The sequence below is a fragment of the Arenibacter sp. S6351L genome (assembly GCF_023016025.1).
Taxonomy (GTDB): Bacteria; Bacteroidota; Bacteroidia; order Flavobacteriales; family Flavobacteriaceae; genus Arenibacter; species Arenibacter algicola_B.
This window is the reverse complement of sequence record NZ_JALKBB010000001.1, coordinates 237,811-257,889: the sequence shown is the minus strand read 5'-3', so window position 1 is coordinate 257,889 and position 20,079 is coordinate 237,811. Positions and strand designations below refer to the sequence as shown.

Sequence of the window (20,079 nt, the reverse complement as noted above, 5' to 3'; positions counted from 1 at the left end):
GCGGGATTTTTTTCTAAATCATGACAGCACTAAAAAAATCATGGCTTACCAACTTTTTGGTTTGGCGCGCAAAACATATCTCCCAAAGGCAATTTATTTATATCCTTAGTATTTTGGTTGGGTTTACTTCTGGGATAGGCGCTGTTGTCCTTAAAAATTTAACTCACTTTTTTCAACATCTATTGGAAGGTAATTTGGTAAGGTATTACCACAATGCCTTTTATTTTGTTTTTCCTATAATTGGTCTTACCCTTGTTTATTTGATCATTAAATACGTGATCCGCAACAAAGTGAGCCATGGTATTCCTTCTACCCTCTTTGCCATTTCCAAAATGAAGGGAATAATGCGGAAATATCAGATGTTCGGATCCATTCTTACCGCGCCCATTACTGTAGGTTTTGGGGGCTCTGTTGGGCTGGAAGGCCCTACGGTGGCAACAGGAGCAGCCATAAGCTCCAATATTTCAAGAATGTTCCACGTTAACCAGACCACGAGGAATTTACTTATAGGCTGTGCGGCAGCAGGAGCCATGTCTTCCATATTTAAAGCCCCCATTGCAGCCATTATTTTTGCCATTGAGGTATTTAGCCTGGACCTCACCATAGCCTCCATGTTGCCCTTGCTCTTGGCTTCCCTTTCAGGAATTATAACCTCCTACTTTTTCTTTGGGAGCGATGTACTTTTGCCTTTTAAAATTGAGGACGATTTTATTATTTCGGACGTTCCCTTCTTTATAATCCTAGGCTTGTTTGCAGGTCTAACCTCCATCTATTTCACAGAAGTATATGAGCGGATCCAAAAAATATTCGACAAAATAGGTTCTCCCATTAAAAGGTTGCTCTATGGTGGAATTGCTATTGGAATATTGGTTTATTTGGTCCCTCCTTTATACGGTGAGGGTTTTGATGTTATCAACAACCTCATCAAAGGCAACCCCGAAAAGGTATTGGAAAACAACATTTTTCAATTGGACCTTTCCAATGTTTGGATGGTAATAGGCTTACTCGCCGGATTGGTCTTTTTTAAAATTATTGCCTGTGCCCTAACTTTTGGTGCCGGGGGCGTTGGGGGTATATTTGCCCCTACACTCTTTATGGGAAGCATAATGGGTAATTGCATTGCCAAAGCAATTAACAGTTTAGGAATCTTACCAAACCAAATTTCTGAAAGTAATTTTACACTGGTCGGTATGGCCGGACTTATGGCCGGCGTTCTTCACGCCCCCCTCACTGCAATCTTCCTTATAGCCGAGGTTACTGGGGGATATGAATTGTTCATACCGCTAATGATAACCTCTACTATCTCCTTTTCCATCACCAAATATGTACACCCACATTCTGTTTACAACATGGAATTGGGCAGAAAGGGCGAATTAATTACGCATGATAAGGACCATGCCGTTTTAACTTTGATGGATATAGACAAAGTTATTGAAGATAATTTTGTCCCAATATATCCGGAGATGAATCTGGGGGATATTGTACATCAGGCAGTGGTAAAATCCAATAGAAATATATTTCCTGTAATTGATAAGGAGGACAATACCCTTTTGGGGATTATTTTGTTGGATGACATACGCCCCATTATGTTCGATCAGAAATTGTACAAGGAAGTGATGGCGTCCGATATTATGAACACACCCCCGGATATTATTGAATTGGACAAAGATAAAATGACGGATATCATGGAGAAGTTTCAAAGTAGCGGGGCATGGAACCTGCCCGTTATCAAGGATGAAAAATATATTGGATTTATTTCCAAATCCAAGCTATTGACTGCCTACAGAAGAAAATTAATAAATTTAACCTCCTAAAACCCACGTTAGGAATGAAGTATATTATTTCTTTAATTCTCTTAGCTTCCTTTGCTTCCATCATTTATGGTTTTAGTATTAATGAGGAAAATATACCCCTATCCAATAAATGCATAGGCTTTGGTACGGTCGGTATATTTCTGGTAGCCATGCCTCTCTTTCTTATCAAAGTAAGTAAAGGCAAAAAAATGAAGGATTATATGCTCACTGAAGAAAATATCAGGAAAATGCAGGGGAAGGAAAAAGAACCCACTGACAAGCAGTAATTTTGATTTTTTTTAAATTGATTATATCCAATTTTGCCCAAAAAAACATAAATTAGTAATCTAAACCATTATTATTTTAATTTCATTGGAATGACTGGAACAGTAAAATTTTTTAATGAATCCAAGGGATATGGCTTCATTACCAACGACGAAACGGGTAAAGACATTTTTGTTCATGCAACTTCATTAAACGGCACTGAACTTAACGAAGGTGACAAAGTAGAATACCAGGAAGAAGAAGGCCGAAAGGGAATAGTTGCTGCACAAGTGCAGGTAATTGGCTAATTCTATTTTATTTTGAAAAAATTGTGAACCCTTGGTAACCGCTAGGGGTTTTTATTTTTAACCTACTTATAAATTCCTTGGCTATCTCACCAATACCATTACAAAACCATCGGCCCCACTGCCCGCTGTAGTGCTGTTTTGGTCAAGGACCAATTGTGATTTGGCAACCACAATCCCCCCGATCTCTTTGTCGTTTATCTCCAAATAAAATTGATCTTTCTCCTCTAGGACGGAATAGGTATAAGTACCTGTTGGAAAGCCATTATAAATTGGGTTGGACCCGTCATTGTTGGCAACGATCAATGTCCCATCCTTGGCGTTGAATTTCCAAACAATTTCACCTTTTTCAAAGTCTTCATCAATCCCAGCGAATCCGCCACTAACGTTAATAAGGTTCCAAGTTCCGCTAACCTTATCGTTCTTTTCATGTGTACTATCTGTGGAACATCCGTTTAAGACAAAAATCAGACACAAGGCCAGCATTAATCCATATACTTTCATATTATCCAAGATTGTTGTACTAAAAAATAGATGCAAAATCAGTTAATAAGTTGCGTATTAGGTATGTCCAAATGGACCCTATCTAATTTAAATTGCGTTTTTGGATAAAAAAGCGTTTCAAAATTTCTGATGCTTCCTCCTCCAAAACCCCGTTCACCAATTCGGTCTTGGGATGTATTTTGGTTCCCATGGCCACAAAGCCCCTATCCACGTCCTTTGCCGCATAGACAATTTTGGAAATTTGACTCCAGTACAGGGCACCTGCACACATTTGACAGGGTTCCAGGGTTACATATAGGGTGCAATTATGAAGATATTTCCCCCCCAGAAAATTGGCCGCTGCAGTTATGGCCTGCATTTCGGCATGTGCCGTTACATCGTTCAAACGCTCAGTTAAATTGTGAGCCCTAGCTATGATCCTATTCTCAACAACAATTACGGCCCCAACGGGCACCTCTCCTATTTCAAAAGCAGCTTCTGCCTCTTGTAAGGCCTTTTTCATAAAATAAGTGTCGTCAAACGGGTTTATCATACCTAACAATTAAGCCACAATAGTAAACAATATTGGCGAAGGTTCAAAAAAAATACGATTTGTTTAAAATATCCTGAAAAACCGCCCATCCTACACTAAAAAACATGCCATTCAATGTTTAAATACATTAGTTTTGCGTAACATTTTTAATATGCCCAAGGGAATTCTACAACATATTAACGACCCTAAGGATATTCGAACCTTAGAAATTGTCGATCTATTACAACTTGCCCAAGAATTAAGGGGGTTTATCATAGACATTGTAGCTACCAAAGAAGGGCATTTGGGGGCCAGTCTGGGTGTAGTGGAACTAACGATCGCCCTTCACTATGTATTTAACACCCCAAAAGACAAACTAATATGGGATGTTGGACATCAGGCATACGGCCATAAAATATTAACAGGCCGTAGGGATATATTCAATACCAATAGACAATTGGGAGGAATAAGCGGATTTCCCAAACGTACAGAGAGCCGGTATGACGACTTTGGCACCGGACACAGTTCTACCTCCATTTCAGCAATCCTGGGCATGGCCTTGGCCTCACAAATAAAGGGCGCAAAGAATATACAGCACATCGCAGTCATCGGTGATGCTTCCATTGCCAGTGGCATGGCCTTTGAAGGGCTTAACCATGCCGGGGACACCAACGCCAACATCCTAATTGTCCTAAATGACAATGCCATAGGAATTGATCCTAGCGTGGGTGCCTTAAAAAAATACCTGACCAATGTTAAAAAAGGTACCGCCAAGGACGAGAACATATTTGAATGTTTAAATTTTAACTATTCAGGCCCTATGGATGGGCATGATCTGGCCACCTTGATTAAGGAACTAAAGAGACTAAAGGACATTGAGGGACCCAAATTGCTGCATATCATAACTACCAAGGGCAAAGGGCTCAAAAAAGCGGAGGAGAACCAAGTAGTGTATCATGCTCCAGGAAAATTTAATAAGGAAACGGGCGACCTTTGGCCCAAAACCTCTGAAAAACAACCTCCAAAATATCAGGATGTATTTGGGCACACCCTCGTGGAATTGGCCAAAAACAATGAAAATATAGTGGGTATAACCCCAGCTATGCCTACCGGAAGCTCCCTAAAATATATGATGGAACAAATCCCAGAAAGGGCATTTGATGTGGGCATTGCTGAGCAACATGCCGTAACCATGGCCGGCGGAATGGCCGCAGAAGGCCTGGTTCCATTTTGTAACATCTACTCTACTTTTTTACAACGTGCCTATGACCAGATCATACATGATGTAGCACTGCAGAATCTTCCCGTTATATTCTGTTTGGATCGTGCCGGCATAGTCGGGCAGGACGGTGCCACTCACCATGGAATATATGATATGGCTTATTTACGCTGTATTCCAAATCTTATTATTTTTGCACCCTTGAACGAAATTGAACTTAGGGATATAATGTTCACCGCACAACTGGGCCTAGGGCAACCCATAGCCATAAGGTACCCTAGAGGAAGAGGGGTAACATTGGATTGGAAACAAAAATTTAATAAAATTCCAATAGGAATATCCCAAGAATTAAAAAAAGGAACGAAAATTGCGGTACTTTCGATCGGTCATATTGGGAATATGGTCAGTGAATTACTAAAAAGCGTGAATGACAGGGACCAAATTGGCCATTATAATATGCGTTTTGTAAAACCTTTGGACACGATTATGTTGCAGAAAATATTCTCGACCTATGAAAATGTGATCACCATCGAGGATGGCTGTAAAATGGGAGGTTTTGGAAGTGCAATTTTGGAATATGCCAACGAGATGCATAGTTTTGTCCCCATAAAGATTTTTGGCATTGAAGATATTTTTATAGAGCAGGGAACCGTTGAAGAGCTCCATAAAATAGCTAAAATAGATATATCGACCTTAAAAAATTATATTAACAACCTCTTGAATACTGATTAGCATGTACGGTAAAATATTTATTATTGTCCTTCTGTTCCTAAATTTTAATTTTTTATTCTCACAAGATACCATTCCTGCTCCACAAGCCCCGGACTCTACCCAGATAGATTCGATGCGCATAGACACCATCGTAATACGGACCTTACAGGACAAAATTAAATACATTCCACGGGGCGCAGACCTGACCAATCCTGTTGTTTCCTTTAAGCGCACCAAGCCCTTGGAAGAAAAATATAGACGTTTTAGAATTCCTTCATTTTGGGAAAAGGAGAATAAACTTGGATTTAATTTTAGTGAGGTAGCATTTGTAAACTGGAATGCGGGGGGAAACAATTCCATTTCCGGATTGGCCAGTGCCAAGTTTGTGCGAAATTATAAATTTAGATACGTTCAACTCAACAACAATTTGGACATACGATATGGCCTTAATGCCCAAGAAGGCTTTAAGTTAAGAAAATCGGACGATGCACTACGGTTTTCCTCCACCTTTGCATTTCGAAGGGATACCATAAGCAATTGGTACTATTCCGCCAGCGCAGAATTTAGGACACAGTTCTCCAATGGTTACAAATACCCCAATAGGGATAAACCAATTTCTAGATTTATGGCTCCAGGCTATGCCCTTTTGGGAGCTGGTACATCCTATATTCCGGAAGGCAATAAATTCAACCTACGTCTGGCGCCACTTACTTTTAAATCTACCTTTGTATTGGACCAAACCTTAGCAAACGGTGGAGCTTTTGGAGTTCAAAAAGCACTGGTGGATACGGATGGCAATATCATAAAGGAGGGCGAGAACGTTTATCTGGAATTTGGATTTCTGGTATCCAACTCCTGGGAAACCATGGTTTATGAAAATGTGAAATTAAATCACAGATTGCAACTATACTCAGACTACGTAAAGAATTTCGGAAATATCGATGTTGACTGGGAACTTAATGTGGATTTGACCGTAAACAAATATGTTAAGGCTTCCATTGGCACCCATGTTTTATATGACCACGATATTATATTCGATGAGGTAAAAGCTACAGATGGCACCATTACCACCCCAGGAAAACGCAAAATACAGTTCAAACAATTGCTGGGCGTTGGTTTGGTCTATGATTTTTAAAGCTGTTTCCCCATAATCTTATTATGGATATGTACCGCTGCACTATCCGATAAGCTGGCAACATAACAGCAGGTACTCAAAAGTATGTCGTATGTGGAACCTTTAGTTTCCCTATAAGCTTCGGGCAAAGTGGAAATCATAAGTCGATCATAATTGGAACTATTCCCTTCCTTATTCCTGATCAAAGCCGTGGTATACACATCCAAAATGTCCGAGATGATCCTGTATCCTGCTATTTCCTTTTCCAATACCTCTTGTGACCGGTAGACCTTCTGTACACTTAATGTAATAATATCTTCTATCTGGGCCTTAAACTTGCTTTTGTCCATTAAGGATACCGAAAATTCCCCCTGGAGGATGGCGCCCTCATTTTCAATAAAAATGGCAATGGCATCAGAAATCAAGGTGTTGATTGCCAGAGCCCTTAAATAGCTCAGACGATCTTCCATATAGACCAAATTATTATACTTTTTTATGTTGATACTGTCCTTAACCAACTTTATTAGATATTCCAAAGCATAATCTTCTGAAATAAGACCCAAATTGATCCCATCCTCAAAATCGATAATGGTATAACAAATATCATCAGCAGCTTCCACCAAAAAGGTAAGCGGGTGTCTGCAAAAACCAACATCCTTGCCCTTTCCCCTGGATTCCAACCCAAGTTCGGCGGCCACTTCCTGAAAAGACGCCACATCTTGTTGAAAAAACCCGAATTTCTTATCCGCAATATGCTTGGTCGGCTTTTTGGGCAAGGATTCCTTTGGGTACTTCATAAAAGCTCCCAAGGTGGCGTAACTAAGCCGCAATCCGCCTTCAACACCTTGGCGGGATTCTGTTAATAATCTATATCCATTGGCATTCCCTTCGAAATCTATGATGTCCTGATACTCTTTTTGGGTCAGTACCGCTTCAAACTGTTTGCCCCTGCCTGTTTTAAAGTATTCCCCTATGGCCTTCTCCCCACTATGCCCAAAAGGTGGGTTCCCAATATCATGTGCCAAGGCCGCGGCAGCGACAATGGCGCCAAAATCGTTAAAATGATAGCCATGTACCTCGCGCAAATGAGGATGCTTTTCCAAAATTTTCTTCCCGGCTATCCTTCCAAGGCTTCTACCTACCACTGAGACCTCCAAGCTATGGGTAAGGCGGGTGTGCACAAAATCGGTTTTGGAAAGGGGTATAACCTGGGTCTTGTCCTGTAGGCTCCTGAAAGCCGCAGAAAATATCACCCTGTCGTAATCCACCTCAAAACCCAATCGGGTTTCATCCTGTTCCTTTCTAATTCTTTTGTGGGTATCACCAAAACGTTTCAAGGAAAGAAGCTGTTCCCAATGCATAATGTAATTTTAGAGGTCGCAAGATACATTTTTAGGAATTCAACACATAATAAAACCATCTACCACTTGGGACAAACCAAAACCCGCAACCCAATTTTAACGATTAATTAAACTTAAGATTACAATGAATTTAATCCTTATCCCCATCTTAGCATTTGTCTTAAGACTATTTTGGTTTCATTTTAACTATTAGTTTTTGTCGACTATTTATGTGAAATCGGAAGCTACCTCTGGCCAAGGTAGCTTTTTATTTAAAGTAATAATATTACTAAGTTAACATTAAATTAACATATATATTGGTACTTTGTCCTCGACAAAAACTAATACATTATGAAAATTAAATGCTTAGCCCTAGGGCTTGCATTGTGCTCAATTTTTATATCCTATTCACAGGAACCCAATGCCCCGGAATTTGGCAAAGGACTTTTTAATTTAATGGGCAAGGACAGTACATGGAGTGCCAAGATTGCAACTAGAATGCAATTTTTGAGCAGCACAACTTGGACTGAAAATGCGAACGGAAATTATACGGATCCAGATTTTAATGCGCTCATAAGAAGGGCCAGATTAAAATTTGATGGCTTTGTATATTCGCCTAAACTTAGCTACAAACTTGAATTAGGTTTATCCAATAGGGATATTTCTGGTGGCTCGAAATACACAAGTGACGCCCCAAGATATATCTTGGATGCCGTAGTAATGTGGAATTTCTATCAAAATTTTGAACTTTGGGTAGGTCAGACCAAACTTCCCGGAAATGTTGAACGGGTTATTTCCTCAGGCAACCTTCAATTGGTAGATCGATCCCTTCTTAATGGCCAGTTTACCTTGGACAGGGATATGGGCATACAACTTAGACACTACAGCTATCTTACGGATACTTTTTTGATACGGGAAATTGTCTCCATTTCGCAAGGCGAAGGTAGAAACGTCACTACAGGAAATCTAGGAGGGCATCAATACAGCGGACGTTTGGAATTATTGCCATTTGGCGAATTCCAAGGCGGAGGCGAATACAGCGGAAGCGATTTAAAAAGGGAACAATCCCCAAAACTGATGTTGGCCGCTACCTACAACCTTAATCTTAATGCAGTAAAGACCAGGGGGAGTCAAGGGACTTATATGGAAACCGATTATGGGTTTCACAAAACCAATATCAATACCCTGTTCCTCGATGCCGTTTTCAAATATAACGGATTCTCTTTCATGGGAGAATACGCCCATAGGGATGCCCAAGACCCCTTTGCTAGAAATATAGACAGCTCCCTGACCGGAGAAGTGGTTCAGGTGGGCCATGGATTAAATCTCCAAACCGGTTATCTTTTTACCAGCAATTGGGAGATTTCTGGAAGATACACAAACGTAGTACTGAACAAAAATATTACCGGTGAAAACCCAGAAAATCAATATACTTTGGGACTTTCCAAATATATTGTAGGCCATAAATTGAAGATACAAACAGACATTAGTTATCTTTCCGTGGTAAGTGGAATGGATGCGATGATGTATAGACTACAATTGGACGTACATTTTTAGTAAAAAATATAACCTTAAGATAACGTTACGAACCTAGAGACTTTAGATATTTGCAAACTATTTTTATAAGATAATGGACAATTTATATTTATTAATGATCATTGCCCTTGCCTTCTTGGCAATAGCAGATTTAGTAGTGGGAGTTAGCAATGATGCCGTTAACTTTTTAAATTCCGCAATTGGTTCCAAAGCCATTTCGTTTAGGACCATTATGATCGTCGCCAGTTTGGGGATAGCCATAGGTGCCATTTTTTCGAGTGGTATGATGGAGGTAGCCCGAAAGGGAATCTTTCACCCTGGAGAATTCATGTTCAGCGAAATCATGATAATTTTCATGGCTGTTATGATAACCGACATCCTTTTGCTGGATTTTTTCAATACAGTTGGGATGCCCACCTCCACCACAGTATCCATTGTATTTGAACTTTTGGGAGCCTCAGTTGCAATGTCCTTTATTAAAATAGCCTCAAGCGGGGGTGATTATATTGATATATATAATTATATAAACACATCCAAAGCCACTGAAATTATATTGGGCATATTGCTCTCCGTTGTAATTGCTTTTTCCATAGGGGCCTTGGTACAATATCTCTCCCGTATTCTACTTTCTTTCGAGTTTCGAAAAAAAGCCAAGATTCTGGGGGCCCTTTTTGGAGGTATTGCCCTGACAGCAATCACCTATTTCATTCTTATAAAAGGTTTAAAAGGGGCTACTTTTGTAAGCGAGGATGTCCTGAATTATATAAAAAACAATACCAGCACCATTACCGTTGGAAGCCTTGTTCTTTGGACCCTGGCATCTTATATTATTTCGGTAATATTCAAATACGACGTGTATAAACTCATTATAATAGTAGGAACATTTGCTTTGGCACTTGCCTTTGCAGGGAACGACCTTGTTAACTTTATTGGAGTCCCCATCGCCGCGTGGCAGTCCTTTGAAGCCTGGCAGGCCTCTGGAATACCAGCTAATGAATTTAGCATGACGGTGCTGGCCGAAAAGGTTCCCACCCCCACTATTTTGTTGTTCGTAGCAGGAATGGTCATGGTTCTTACCCTCTGGTTTTCCAAAAAGGCACGTTATGTAACACAAACAGAAATTAACCTATCTAGGGAAGGTGAATCCAAGGAACGCTTTCAGCCTAATTTTCTATCAAGGGGAATAGTTAGATCGGCCATGATGATATCTACAGTTACCACTGCCCTTTTGCCAAAAGCCTTACAGGAAAAAATAGATTCCAATTTTAAAAAGCCCGTTATACCCCTTTCCAAAGATAAAACTTTCGAAATGCCAGCTTTTGATATGGTAAGGGCTTCCGTTAACTTGATGGTTGCCGGGGTGCTCATATCCGTGGCCACCTCATACAAATTGCCATTATCTACCACTTATGTAACATTTATGGTAGCAATGGGAACCTCTTTGGCCGATAGGGCTTGGGGCGCAGAAAGTGCCGTTTACCGGGTTGCTGGGGTATTGAATGTCATTGGAGGTTGGTTCTTTACAGCCATTATAGCCTTTGTTTCTGCCGCGGTTATAGTTTCACTTATCAATATACATGTTCCCTCTATGGTGGCCATTCTATTATTGATAGCAGTTTTATTGCTTGTAAGAAACTACATTTCACATAATAAAAAATCCAAGGAAATAAGAGCAGAAGACAGTTTAAGAAAGGCCGAAAGCAGCTCTATCCAAGGAGTGATCGAGGAAAGTGCGGACAATATCTCCAATGTGGCAAAAAGAAGTAACAAAATTTACACACACATCATCGACGGACTTGCCAAACAGGATTTGGAGCTTCTAAAAAAGAACAAAAAACAGGTTGTTAAACTTTCTGCTGAAATAGATGAACTAAGAGATCATATATTCTATTTTATTAAGAATTTGGATGAGGCCAGTGTTGGTGCCAGTAATCTTTATATTAATATATTGGGGTATTTACAGGATATGGCCCAATCATTGGAATATCTGAACAAGATAAGCCATAAGCACATCCACAATAACCATAAAAAATTAAAATACAACCAGATTAAAGAGCTTAAGGAAATTGACCTGGAACTACAGAAATTGTTGAGTGCCACAAAGGCTGCATTTGAAACCCGCTCCTTTGAACGCATTGGTGTAATTTTTGCCAGCAAACAGGAACTACTGGATATGGTTTCACAAAAAATAGAAAAACAGATCGCTAGGACACGTACCGAAGAGTCCAGTCCAAAAAATACCACTTTGTACTTTACCTTTCTTTTGGAAACAAAAGATTTTATTAACGCTACCATGAATCTTTTGGAGCTTTATTACAATGAGCACGATAGTACGGTGGAACCTGCCAAATTGGAAATACAATAGGGCGCATAACAATTGGAAGTTTGCATGAAATACTTATTGATGTTGGTATGTTTTGTTCATGCTACAGGATGTTTGGGCCAGGGGATATCCGGATCTGAACTCTTGGACAAGGCTATTGAATATCATGACCCCAAGGACAATTGGCACTCCTTTAAAAATGATTTTTCGGTAATCATGGAAACGCCCAAAGGGGATAAAAGAAAAAGCCGAATCAACATTGACTTGCCCGCATCCTCCTTTAAGTTGACCACCAATAAGGCTGGAAAAACCATAGAACAGATTATGGTCAAGGATACATGCATTCTGAAAATTGATGGTGCAGCCATTATTTCGGAAAAGGATAGGGCATCCCATAACATCTCCTGTGAACGGGCCAAAAAAATGAGGGACTACTACACCTATCTCTACGGTCTTCCCATGAAATTAAAAGACCCGGGGGCACTTGTGGACCCGCTTGTTGAGACCAAAACCTTTAAGGACAAGAAATATTTGACACTAAAAGTCACTTATTCCGAGGATGTGGGAAGGGATACCTGGTATTTCTATTTTGATCCAACCAGCTATGCCATGAAGGCTTATCAATTCTTCCATGATGAATCCAAAAATGACGGTGAATACATTGTATTATCAGGGGAAGAGATCATCAGCAATGTTAAAATGCCCAAGAAAAGGGCATGGTTCTACAACAAAAACGATCAATATTTAGGAACCGATATTTTGAGTAAAACTCCGCATTGACCTATCTATAAAAATTCATTTCATCCATATATTTCCAGACTTTTTCCGGAAGCATAGGTCTAACATTTTTACCCAACTTATGTTGGGCCCTAATAAAGGTTGAGGATATTTCCATGATAGGGGCTTCCACGTGCTGAATCTTATCGTGATTTCTAAAACGATGCACTACCTCTCCTTCAGAAATTCTTGGATAGACATAAATGTAATGGTTTTCCAGAATTACCTCATAATTCTTCCATTTATGCAGCCCTTTTAAATTATCCTCCCCCATTATCAAACAGAAATCATGTTTGTTATCATATTTTTCCAGCAAATGGGCCAAAGTGTTTACCGTATAATTCGGCTGTGGAAGATCAAACTCTATTTTGCTCGGCTTTAATTTGGGATAATCCAAGGTAGCTTCGGCTACCAGTTGATAACGATGATGATTGTCCAGCAGGCTTTTTTTGGTTTTAAATGGACTTTGTGGAGTAACCACGAACCAGACCTCATCCAAATCAGAAAACTCTACCATATGATTGGCAATCACCAAATGCCCTATATGGATCGGATTGAAGGTGCCAAAATAAAGTCCAATTTTTTTATTCATGCGAAATTTGATTCAGTATCATTTTTCAATGAAGTACTTTACATTTAATGGGGCGGGCCAACCTGAACCGGGCCTTGGTTTCCTAAATTTTACTTTTAATTTCAACGCCCACATATTCCGCCACCAATTTATGCGCCTCGTCCAATGCGGTATCCAAATCATAATTCTTAATTACCACATCAAATTGTGGAGCAGTGGCCAACTCTACCGAAGCTTTGGCAATCCGCATATTTATTTTATCCTCAGACTCCGTACTGCGCTTTTTCAACCTAATTTTAAGTTCATCAACACTTGGTGGCTTAACGAAGACAGCAAGCGTCTGATCAGGAAACTTCTTTTTTATCCGCAATCCACCTACCACGTCTATATCAAAAATTACGTTCTTGCCCTCCGCCCAGAGTCGGTCTACCTCACTTTTTAAAGTCCCGTAGAAATTATCCCTGTAGACCTCCTCCCATTCCAAAAAGTCATCGTTCTTAATGTGCCTCTTAAATTCGGACAGGGTCATGAAATAATAATGTTCGCCGTGTTTTTCCTTACCCCTCCTAGGCCTGGAGGTTGCAGAAATGGAAAAAGCCAAATTGAGTTCCGGCTGATTTAATAAATGTTTGACGATGGTAGTTTTTCCACTGCCCGAAGGGGCAGAAAAAATAATTAGCTTTCCTCCTTTCATTATAAAACGTTAAGCATTTGTTCTTTGATCTTTTCCAATTCATCCTTCATCTGCACCACCAACTGTTGCATAGGGGCAAAGTTTGCCTTGGAACCTATGGTATTGATTTCCCTTCCTATTTCCTGACTAATAAAGCCCAACTTCTTACCATTGGAGTCGTCAGATTTAAGGGTTGCGGCAAAATAATCCAAGTGATTGAGCAACCGGACTTTTTCTTCCGTGATATCATATTTCTCAAGATAATAGATAAGCTCTTGTTCAAAACGGTTTGTATCAAGATCGGCTTTTAAGTCCGCAACAGCCTTTTCCAGTCGCTCCCTGATCGTTAGCAGCCTGTCGGGATCCATTTGTGCCACCTGTTCCAATAAACTCTTTAAAACGCTTATTCTGGCCTCAAAATCGGCTTCTAAAACCGTTCCCTCTTCCGTTCTAAAAATATTTATTTCCTTTAGAGCTTCCTCCAATGATTCCTTTATGACCTTATATTCCTCTTCATCAATGTCCTCCCGTTCCGTTTTCATAGTATCGGGCATACGCATGGCAATTTCCAACAGACCCATTTCATTCCCCGAAACAATATGTCCCAACTGCTTCATGTATTGCCTTACCACTACTTCATTAACTTCCGAAGAGGTCTCTGCACCCGTATTTTCAATGTAAAGACTAAAATCTATTTTTCCCCTAACCAAGGAGCCCGCAATGGTCCTACGCAATTCTAATTCCTTTTCCCGATAGGTGGAGGGTATTCTGGCATTTAAATCAAGGCTTTTACTATTTAGCGATTTGATTTCGATGGTGATTTTTTTCGAAGGAAGTTGAATAACATGCTTCCCAAACCCTGTCATAGATTGGATCATAAAATATTTTTAAATTTTGTCAAAGGTAAATAAAAATGAGGTTTGTATTCCTCGATAGTCAAGTACAGTGCAAAGTCATTCATTAAGGCCCTTAATACTATTCTGAACACTTCCCTAATGGGGTTTGCCCTCCTTATTTATTCGTTTCCCATTTTTATCAAAATTATGCGCTAATTGCTGTTCGCACCAAAATATACCTGCAAACAAGGCTACTACTAGAAAAAAACCGGAAATACCTAAGGACCAAGTGGGAGAAATAAAATAAGCTACAGTCCCTACCACTAAGGTGGCCATGCCCGTGTAAAACATCATTTCGGCTCCAATTTTATTGCCGAAATCCCAAGTCTCCTGGTTCCTCATGCTTTTCCTGGTGCGATAGCCATAAATAAAATTAATGCTTTTGGGAGGGAATGCTTTATAGTACCAAGCAAAAATAATTAATAGCAGACTGGGCGCTGTGGCTCCAAAGAAAAATTCCCAGTGCATCTAAAGCTCCCTAACCCAAATATTCCTGTAACTTACCCGGCTATTGTCCCCATGGTCCTGTAATTTTAAAGGACCCTTGCCGTGGGCCGGGTTTTTGGGCCAGCCTATATAGGGGGTGGTTCCCTTAATTTCAACATTGTCCTGAACCAGTACCCCATTATGTAAAACCGTAATGGTTCCAGATTTAATTTTATCTCCTTCATCATTGAACACCGGGGCATGATAAATAATGTCATAGGTATTCCATTCCCCTGTGGGTACGGATGCCATTGCGAGCGGTACGTGCTGCTTGTAAACAGAACCCACTTGGCCGTTTACATAGGTATCGTTATCATTGTTATCCAAGACCTGAACCTCGTACAGCCCATTTAGAAAGACCCCACTATTGCCCCTGCTTTGACCCTTTCCCTGAACTTCTGCAGGAGATTTCCATTCCAAGTGCAATTGTATACTTCCAAAATTTTGGACCGTCTGTATATCACCTGTCTTGTTGTTAACGGTCATACTACCATCATTGTTCACGATCCACTTGGCCGCGGTACTATCCCTAGAAGAGATCCAGTTGTCCAGATTCCCTCCATTAAAGAGTATAATGGCATCACTTGGAGCCCCTTTAAAGGGATCATGTGGATTTACTACGGGTGGTACCGGTTTATAAAATTCGGTCTCTTCCGGGGTAGTAGGTTCCGTACCGGAGTATTCCCCGTGTACTACAATCTCTTCCCCAGTTGGTTTTATGTCTTTTGGTTCCAATGGATCCACGCTAACCTTTTCCTTACACGCAAATGCCAAGAACAAAATTAACGGAACATAAACAGATCTCATTTTCATAACAATATCCAATAACGGTTTAATCCAATGTTTTTATCTTAATATTTCTGTAGGACACTATGTCCCCGTGATCCTGTAATCCTATTTTTCCAGTTCTATACTTTCCAAAATGCTCCGATCCCTTAAATTTAGACTTGTCGATCATAGCCTCCCATTCCTCTCCATGTACTGGGAAAGAAGCCACTTCCGTACCATTTAGGACTACATTTCCCTTATTGGTTTTATGGTTTACTGTGATAACACAGGTATTCCATTCCCCAACAGGTTTGGTTACGTCCTCACTAGGACCAACCATATCGTACAAAGCCCCTGCCTGTCGAACAGGTCCATTTTTTGCGTCAGGGTGTTTTTCATTATCCAATACTTGTATTTCAGGTCCTGAGTGGTAAGCCTCACGAAGACTTTCAATTTCTTGCACTCCCCAGAATATACCGCTATTACCGCCTTCCGAAATCTTCCAATCTATGGAAAGTACAAAGTTGGTAAACTCTTCATTAGTCACTAAATTGTATTTCTCCCCTTTTGCCCTTTCCTTGGGAGGATAGAACACCATGGCACCGTCCTCAATCTTCCATGCATCCCCAACGCCATCTTCCTTATACCTTTTCCAGGCATCGAAGTTGGTCCCGTCAAAAAGCACCTTCCATTCCCCTTCAATTAGGGCTGTTGGAGGTGGAGTTGTTTTCTCAGAATTGGCAAGGGGATCTGAGTCTAAGTCCATGTTCTTTTTATCCGTTTTATCCTTACAGCCAATAACCATGACAGCTATTAGGGCACTGAAAATTAATTTTTTCATTTTCCTATTGATTGATTTTATAGTCCTAATATTTTCTTCAATACTGCTTTATCTATAGCCGCCCCTGCAAAATCGTCAAAGGTTTTTTCAGTGGCCTCAATTATATGGTCTTGGATAAACTTGGCACCTTCCCTAGCTCCTTGTTCCGGACTCTTTATACAGCATTCCCATTCCATAACCGCCCAAACATCACAGCCGTACTGGGTTAATTTGGAGAAGATGGACTTAAAATCTATCTGTCCATCCCCAAGCGAACGATATCTTCCAGCCCTGTCGCCCCAATCGTTAAAACCACCAAAGGCTCCTTTTTTGCCTGTGGGATTAAATTCCGAATCCTTAACATGAAAAGATTTTATGAATTCATGGTAATGGTCTATGTAAGCTATGTAATCCAACTGCTGAAGTACAAAATGACTTGGATCGTACAAAATATTAACTCGTTTATGGTTACCGGTAGCAGCCAAGAAACGTTCAAAAGTATCCCCATCGTGAAGATCTTCGCCAGGGTGGATTTCGTAACATACGTCCACACCTTCCTTGTCAAAGTGATTTAGGATGGGCAACCATCTTTTGGCCAGCTCTTCGAAGCCCATTTCTACCAATCCCGCAGGTCTCTGCGGCCATGGATGGGCGGTATGCCATAGTAGGGAGCCTGAGAAAGTGGCATGTGCTTTTAGCCCGAGCCTACGACTCGCCGTGGCTCCTTTTTTAACAACATCAATGGCCCATTCGGTACGTGCCTTTGGATTGTTCTTCACCTTGTCCGGCGCAAAATTGTCGAACATAAGGTCATAAGCCGGATTCACTGCCACCAATTGTCCTTGTAAATGCGTGGACAACTCTGTAATTTCCAGTCCATAGGAATTTATCTTTCCTTTTAATTCATCACAGTAGGTCTGACTCTCGGCAGCCTTATCCAAATCGATAAGAAAATCTACCCAAGTAGGTATTTGTATTCCCTTATATCCTAAATCGGATGCCCATTTACACATGCCATCCAATGAATTGAATGGTGCTTTTTCATCAACAAATTGTGCTAAAAATACTGCCGGCCCTTTAATTGTCTTCATTTTGATTTTTTATTAAGTATAATTGAAAATAACCTTTGTTAACATTTAGGATAAAAATCCTATATTTAAAGTTTGTAGCACATACCTACAAATGCGAAGTTATAAATATAGGAAAAGCATCAGAATTAAAACAAGAAATATAGAATGAATCAGAGTGAAATGTTTGATGCCATTGTTGTAGGTACCGGTATTAGTGGTGGTTGGGCAGCTAAAGAACTTTGCGAGAATGGGTTAAAGACTTTGGTGTTGGAAAGGGGACCAATGGTAAAGCATATCGAGGATTACCCAACAATGAACGATGACCCTTGGGATTACCCATTAAAAGGTGAATTGTCTAAATCCGATAAGGAAAAATATCACATACAAAGTAGGTTAAATTGGGCGCCAGATGAGAGCAATAAACATTTCTTTGTAAATGATTTGGAGCACCCTTATGTCCAAACCAAACGATTTGATTGGATACGAGGATATCAGGTCGGCGGGCGTTCCCTAACATGGGGCAGACAGAGTTACCGTTGGAGTGATATTGATTTTGAAGCCAATAAAAAAGAGGGCATTAGTATTGATTGGCCTGTTAGATATAAGGACATTTCACCATGGTATGACAAAGTTGAAGAATATATAGGGGTCAGTGGACAAGCCCTAGGGTTAAAACAATTGCCCGATGGCAAATTTCAACCCCCCATGAAATTGAATTGCGTAGAAGAAGACTTTCAAAAAACAATCGAAGAAAAATTTGATGATGGTCGTTTGGTGACCATTGGTCGTACGGCACACATTACAGATCCAAATGCAGATTTTGAAGGTCGCGGAGTGTGTCAAAATCGAGATAGATGCTGGCGTGGTTGCCCTTTCGGAGGCTATTTTAGCAGCAATTCATCCACTTTGCCGGCCGCAGAAAGAACTGGTAATATGACGCTCAGACCCAATTCTATAGTGTACGAAGTCGTCTATGATGATAAAACAAAAAGAGCTACCGGAGTAAAAATCATAGATGCGGAGACCAACGAAAAAATAGAATTCAAGGCCCGTGTTATTTTTCTTTGTGCTTCGGCCATGGCTTCTGTAGGTATATTATTGCAATCAAAAAGTGAACGTTTTCCTAACGGCCTTGGAAATGACTCGGACGCCTTGGGAAGAGGAATAATGGACCATCATTATAAATTAGGGGCTACAGCCAAAGTTGATGGGTATTTGGACAAATATTATAAAGGCCGCCGTGCCAATGGTTTCTATATTCCGCGATTCGTAAATATGGACGAAAAGACCAAACGTAATGATTATATCCGTGGATTCGGATTTCAAGGCACAGCCAGTAGAGGCGATTGGTCCGAAACCATTGGGGAATTGGGATATGGAAAAGATCTTAAAGAAAGTATCCTAAAACCCGGTCATTGGACGATCGGTGTCACCGGATTTGGAGAATTCCTGCCATATGACGACAACAGGGTTACCTTAAGCCCTACTGAAAAAGATAAATGGGGGCTTCCACAATTGGCGTTTGATGTTGAGTTTAAGGAGAACGAGTTGAATATGCGCAAGGATATCAAAAAAGTTATCGTAGAAATGTTTGAAGTGGCTGGGTTTAAGGATGTACAATCCTATGAGGAATCTTCCTGGCCAGGATTGGGAATACATGAAATGGGCGGCGCCCGTATGGGGCATGATCCCAAAACTTCAATCTTGAATAAAAATAATCAAGTGCACCTGGTTCCCAATGTATATGTTACAGATGGTGCTTTTATGACTTCTTCCAATTGTGTTAATCCATCATTGACTTATATGGCATTTACGGCCAGGGCGGCAAATCATGCAGCCAAACAATTGAAAGCGGGTAAATTTTCATAACATCCTTCGAGAAATAATTAATGTATTTTACCGTTACTGTTAAATATTAGACCTAATTAGAATGGACAATGCTTCGGCTAGAAATATGTGGGGTGATTTTTTGGACGCCCACCTGGAATTTGCTTTTGTAGAAGCACCTAAAGTGTTTCAATTTAGCGACAATGAACAAGATGCGGACCACGAAGTGGATCTTGTCATCAAAAACCTTAAGAAAGCAGCCACCTTTTCACTTTTGGGCCTTCAATATAGAAAAGAGCCACTCCCTAAAATAGGTGCCTTTATAGTCCTTACGGATTGGAGCGGCAAGGCCAAATGTATCATTAGGACAACCGCTGTAAAACTAAAACCATTTTTCAGTATTACCAAAGAGTATGTTCAACTGGACGGCTTAGGGGACAAAAGTCTGGAACATTGGAAAAAATTCCACTGGGAATATTTTTCCCGTGAATTGGCACCCTTTAAACGTGTTCCCAGGGATAGTATGATCGTGGTCTGTGTAGAGTTCGACAAGGTATACGGATAGTCTTCA

General features: G+C 40.4%; 20 protein-coding genes. 10 read left to right on the top strand and 10 right to left on the bottom strand.

Annotated elements, in window-relative coordinates; genetic code table 11:
• Nucleotides 1-20 precede the first annotated feature (20 nt).
• The 3 genes from MWU82_RS01070 to MWU82_RS01060 all read left to right on the top strand — a co-directional run bounded on the left by MWU82_RS01070 (nt 21) and on the right by MWU82_RS01060 (nt 2,365).
• Nucleotides 21-1,814, top strand: coding sequence for a chloride channel protein (locus tag MWU82_RS01070; protein ID WP_215947716.1), 1,794 nt, complete (start codon nt 21-23; stop codon nt 1,812-1,814).
• Between the two features lie 14 nt (nt 1,815-1,828).
• Complete coding sequence (locus MWU82_RS01065; protein ID WP_215947715.1) at nt 1,829-2,080, top strand: hypothetical protein; 252 nt, start codon at nt 1,829-1,831, stop codon at nt 2,078-2,080.
• A gap of 90 nt (nt 2,081-2,170) precedes the next feature.
• Nucleotides 2,171-2,365: a cold shock domain-containing protein gene (locus MWU82_RS01060; protein WP_215947714.1), complete on the top strand. Its 195-nt coding sequence runs from the start codon at nt 2,171-2,173 to the stop codon at nt 2,363-2,365.
• Between the two features lie 81 nt (nt 2,366-2,446).
• Here MWU82_RS01060 and MWU82_RS01055 read toward each other — a convergent pair whose 3' ends face one another.
• Both MWU82_RS01055 and MWU82_RS01050 read right to left on the bottom strand, forming a co-directional pair.
• Nucleotides 2,447-2,866, bottom strand: coding sequence for a hypothetical protein (locus tag MWU82_RS01055; protein ID WP_215947713.1), 420 nt, complete (start codon nt 2,864-2,866; stop codon nt 2,447-2,449).
• A gap of 82 nt (nt 2,867-2,948) precedes the next feature.
• Nucleotides 2,949-3,398 carry a nucleoside deaminase gene (locus MWU82_RS01050; protein ID WP_215947712.1) on the bottom strand — a complete coding sequence of 150 codons (450 nt, stop codon included), beginning with the start codon at nt 3,396-3,398 and terminating at the stop codon, nt 2,949-2,951.
• 151 nt (nt 3,399-3,549) lie between these two features.
• Between MWU82_RS01050 and MWU82_RS01045 the strand changes: the two genes are divergently transcribed.
• The gene (locus tag MWU82_RS01045) at nt 3,550-5,328 is read left to right on the top strand and encodes a 1-deoxy-D-xylulose-5-phosphate synthase (protein ID WP_247095028.1); all 1,779 of its coding nucleotides are present in this window, start codon (nt 3,550-3,552) and stop codon (nt 5,326-5,328) included.
• A 1-nt stretch (nt 5,329) separates the two neighbouring features.
• A complete protein-coding gene (locus MWU82_RS01040) occupies nt 5,330-6,442 on the top strand; it encodes a DUF3078 domain-containing protein (RefSeq protein ID WP_215947711.1) in 1,113 nt (370 codons plus the stop codon).
• Here MWU82_RS01040 and dgt read toward each other — a convergent pair.
• Nucleotides 6,439-7,782, bottom strand: coding sequence for a dGTP triphosphohydrolase (gene dgt / locus MWU82_RS01035; protein WP_247094923.1), 1,344 nt, complete (start codon nt 7,780-7,782; stop codon nt 6,439-6,441). The two genes, MWU82_RS01040 and dgt, sit on opposite strands and share 4 nt — an antisense overlap.
• Before the next feature lie 330 nt (nt 7,783-8,112).
• Between dgt and MWU82_RS01030 the strand changes: the two genes are divergently transcribed.
• The 3 genes from MWU82_RS01030 (at nt 8,113) to MWU82_RS01020 (ending at nt 12,400) form a co-directional block, all read left to right on the top strand.
• Nucleotides 8,113-9,318 carry a porin gene (locus tag MWU82_RS01030; RefSeq protein WP_247094922.1) on the top strand — a complete coding sequence of 402 codons (1,206 nt, stop codon included), beginning with the start codon at nt 8,113-8,115 and terminating at the stop codon, nt 9,316-9,318.
• Nucleotides 9,319-9,391: 73 nt separating this feature from the next.
• Nucleotides 9,392-11,662, top strand: a complete 2,271-nt coding sequence (locus MWU82_RS01025) for an inorganic phosphate transporter (protein WP_247094921.1) — start codon at nt 9,392-9,394, stop codon at nt 11,660-11,662.
• 24 nt (nt 11,663-11,686) lie between these two features.
• Complete coding sequence (locus MWU82_RS01020) at nt 11,687-12,400, top strand: DUF6503 family protein (protein ID WP_247094920.1); 714 nt, start codon at nt 11,687-11,689, stop codon at nt 12,398-12,400.
• A gap of 1 nt (nt 12,401) precedes the next feature.
• On the opposite strand, the gene nadD is transcribed toward MWU82_RS01020, so the two are convergent.
• The 7 genes from nadD to MWU82_RS00985 all read right to left on the bottom strand — a co-directional run bounded on the left by nadD (nt 12,402) and on the right by MWU82_RS00985 (nt 17,702).
• Nucleotides 12,402-12,989 carry a nicotinate (nicotinamide) nucleotide adenylyltransferase gene (gene nadD, locus MWU82_RS01015; protein ID WP_247094919.1) on the bottom strand — a complete coding sequence of 196 codons (588 nt, stop codon included), beginning with the start codon at nt 12,987-12,989 and terminating at the stop codon, nt 12,402-12,404.
• 82 nt (nt 12,990-13,071) lie between these two features.
• Nucleotides 13,072-13,662, bottom strand: coding sequence for a guanylate kinase (gene gmk, locus MWU82_RS01010; RefSeq protein ID WP_215947705.1), 591 nt, complete (start codon nt 13,660-13,662; stop codon nt 13,072-13,074).
• On the bottom strand, nt 13,662-14,519 hold the full coding sequence (locus MWU82_RS01005) for a YicC/YloC family endoribonuclease (protein ID WP_215947704.1): 858 nt from the start codon (nt 14,517-14,519) through the stop codon (nt 13,662-13,664). Before MWU82_RS01005 ends, gmk begins: the two co-directional genes overlap by 1 nt.
• Before the next feature lie 114 nt (nt 14,520-14,633).
• Nucleotides 14,634-15,005 (bottom strand): SdpI family protein, encoded by a 372-nt coding sequence (locus MWU82_RS01000; RefSeq protein ID WP_215947703.1) that lies wholly within the window; start codon nt 15,003-15,005, stop codon nt 14,634-14,636.
• Entirely contained in the window at nt 15,006-15,830 is an 825-nt protein-coding gene (locus tag MWU82_RS00995) for a DUF1080 domain-containing protein (RefSeq protein ID WP_247095027.1), read from the bottom strand. It lies immediately after the preceding gene.
• Nucleotides 15,831-15,855: 25 nt separating this feature from the next.
• Complete coding sequence (locus tag MWU82_RS00990; RefSeq protein WP_247094918.1) at nt 15,856-16,632, bottom strand: DUF1080 domain-containing protein; 777 nt, start codon at nt 16,630-16,632, stop codon at nt 15,856-15,858.
• Nucleotides 16,633-16,649: 17 nt separating this feature from the next.
• Nucleotides 16,650-17,702, bottom strand: coding sequence for a sugar phosphate isomerase/epimerase (locus tag MWU82_RS00985; protein ID WP_031446297.1), 1,053 nt, complete (start codon nt 17,700-17,702; stop codon nt 16,650-16,652).
• 144 nt (nt 17,703-17,846) lie between these two features.
• Here MWU82_RS00985 and MWU82_RS00980 point away from each other — a divergent pair, with 144 nt between their 5' ends.
• Together MWU82_RS00980 and MWU82_RS00975 are read left to right on the top strand one after the other, a co-directional pair.
• The gene (locus MWU82_RS00980; RefSeq protein WP_247094917.1) at nt 17,847-19,550 is read left to right on the top strand and encodes a GMC family oxidoreductase; all 1,704 of its coding nucleotides are present in this window, start codon (nt 17,847-17,849) and stop codon (nt 19,548-19,550) included.
• A gap of 61 nt (nt 19,551-19,611) precedes the next feature.
• On the top strand, nt 19,612-20,073 hold the full coding sequence (locus tag MWU82_RS00975) for an ASCH domain-containing protein (protein ID WP_215947700.1): 462 nt from the start codon (nt 19,612-19,614) through the stop codon (nt 20,071-20,073).
• Nucleotides 20,074-20,079 lie beyond the last annotated feature (6 nt).

Bases quoted from the DNA above. Each gene is read 5' to 3' on its own strand.
- MWU82_RS01060 (WP_215947714.1), top strand. From the start codon at position 2,171: ATGACTGGAACAGTAAAATTTTTTAATGAATCCAAGGGATATGGCTTC.
- MWU82_RS00990 (WP_247094918.1), bottom strand. From the start codon at position 16,632: ATGAAAAAATTAATTTTCAGTGCCCTAATAGCTGTCATGGTTATTGGC.
- MWU82_RS01070 (WP_215947716.1), top strand. From the start codon at position 21: ATGACAGCACTAAAAAAATCATGGCTTACCAACTTTTTGGTTTGGCGC.
- nadD (WP_247094919.1), bottom strand. From the start codon at position 12,989: ATGAATAAAAAAATTGGACTTTATTTTGGCACCTTCAATCCGATCCAT.
- MWU82_RS01050 (WP_215947712.1), bottom strand. From the start codon at position 3,398: ATGATAAACCCGTTTGACGACACTTATTTTATGAAAAAGGCCTTACAA.
- MWU82_RS01055 (WP_215947713.1), bottom strand. From the start codon at position 2,866: ATGAAAGTATATGGATTAATGCTGGCCTTGTGTCTGATTTTTGTCTTA.
- MWU82_RS01040 (WP_215947711.1), top strand. From the start codon at position 5,330: ATGTACGGTAAAATATTTATTATTGTCCTTCTGTTCCTAAATTTTAAT.
- MWU82_RS00995 (WP_247095027.1), bottom strand. From the start codon at position 15,830: ATGAGATCTGTTTATGTTCCGTTAATTTTGTTCTTGGCATTTGCGTGT.
- MWU82_RS00985 (WP_031446297.1), bottom strand. From the start codon at position 17,702: ATGAAGACAATTAAAGGGCCGGCAGTATTTTTAGCACAATTTGTTGAT.
- MWU82_RS01000 (WP_215947703.1), bottom strand. From the start codon at position 15,005: ATGCACTGGGAATTTTTCTTTGGAGCCACAGCGCCCAGTCTGCTATTA.
- MWU82_RS01025 (WP_247094921.1), top strand. From the start codon at position 9,392: ATGGACAATTTATATTTATTAATGATCATTGCCCTTGCCTTCTTGGCA.
- MWU82_RS00975 (WP_215947700.1), top strand. From the start codon at position 19,612: ATGGACAATGCTTCGGCTAGAAATATGTGGGGTGATTTTTTGGACGCC.
- MWU82_RS01005 (WP_215947704.1), bottom strand. From the start codon at position 14,519: ATGATCCAATCTATGACAGGGTTTGGGAAGCATGTTATTCAACTTCCT.
- MWU82_RS01065 (WP_215947715.1), top strand. From the start codon at position 1,829: ATGAAGTATATTATTTCTTTAATTCTCTTAGCTTCCTTTGCTTCCATC.
- MWU82_RS00980 (WP_247094917.1), top strand. From the start codon at position 17,847: ATGAATCAGAGTGAAATGTTTGATGCCATTGTTGTAGGTACCGGTATT.
- dgt (WP_247094923.1), bottom strand. From the start codon at position 7,782: ATGCATTGGGAACAGCTTCTTTCCTTGAAACGTTTTGGTGATACCCAC.
- MWU82_RS01045 (WP_247095028.1), top strand. From the start codon at position 3,550: ATGCCCAAGGGAATTCTACAACATATTAACGACCCTAAGGATATTCGA.
- gmk (WP_215947705.1), bottom strand. From the start codon at position 13,662: ATGAAAGGAGGAAAGCTAATTATTTTTTCTGCCCCTTCGGGCAGTGGA.
- MWU82_RS01020 (WP_247094920.1), top strand. From the start codon at position 11,687: ATGAAATACTTATTGATGTTGGTATGTTTTGTTCATGCTACAGGATGT.
- MWU82_RS01030 (WP_247094922.1), top strand. From the start codon at position 8,113: ATGAAAATTAAATGCTTAGCCCTAGGGCTTGCATTGTGCTCAATTTTT.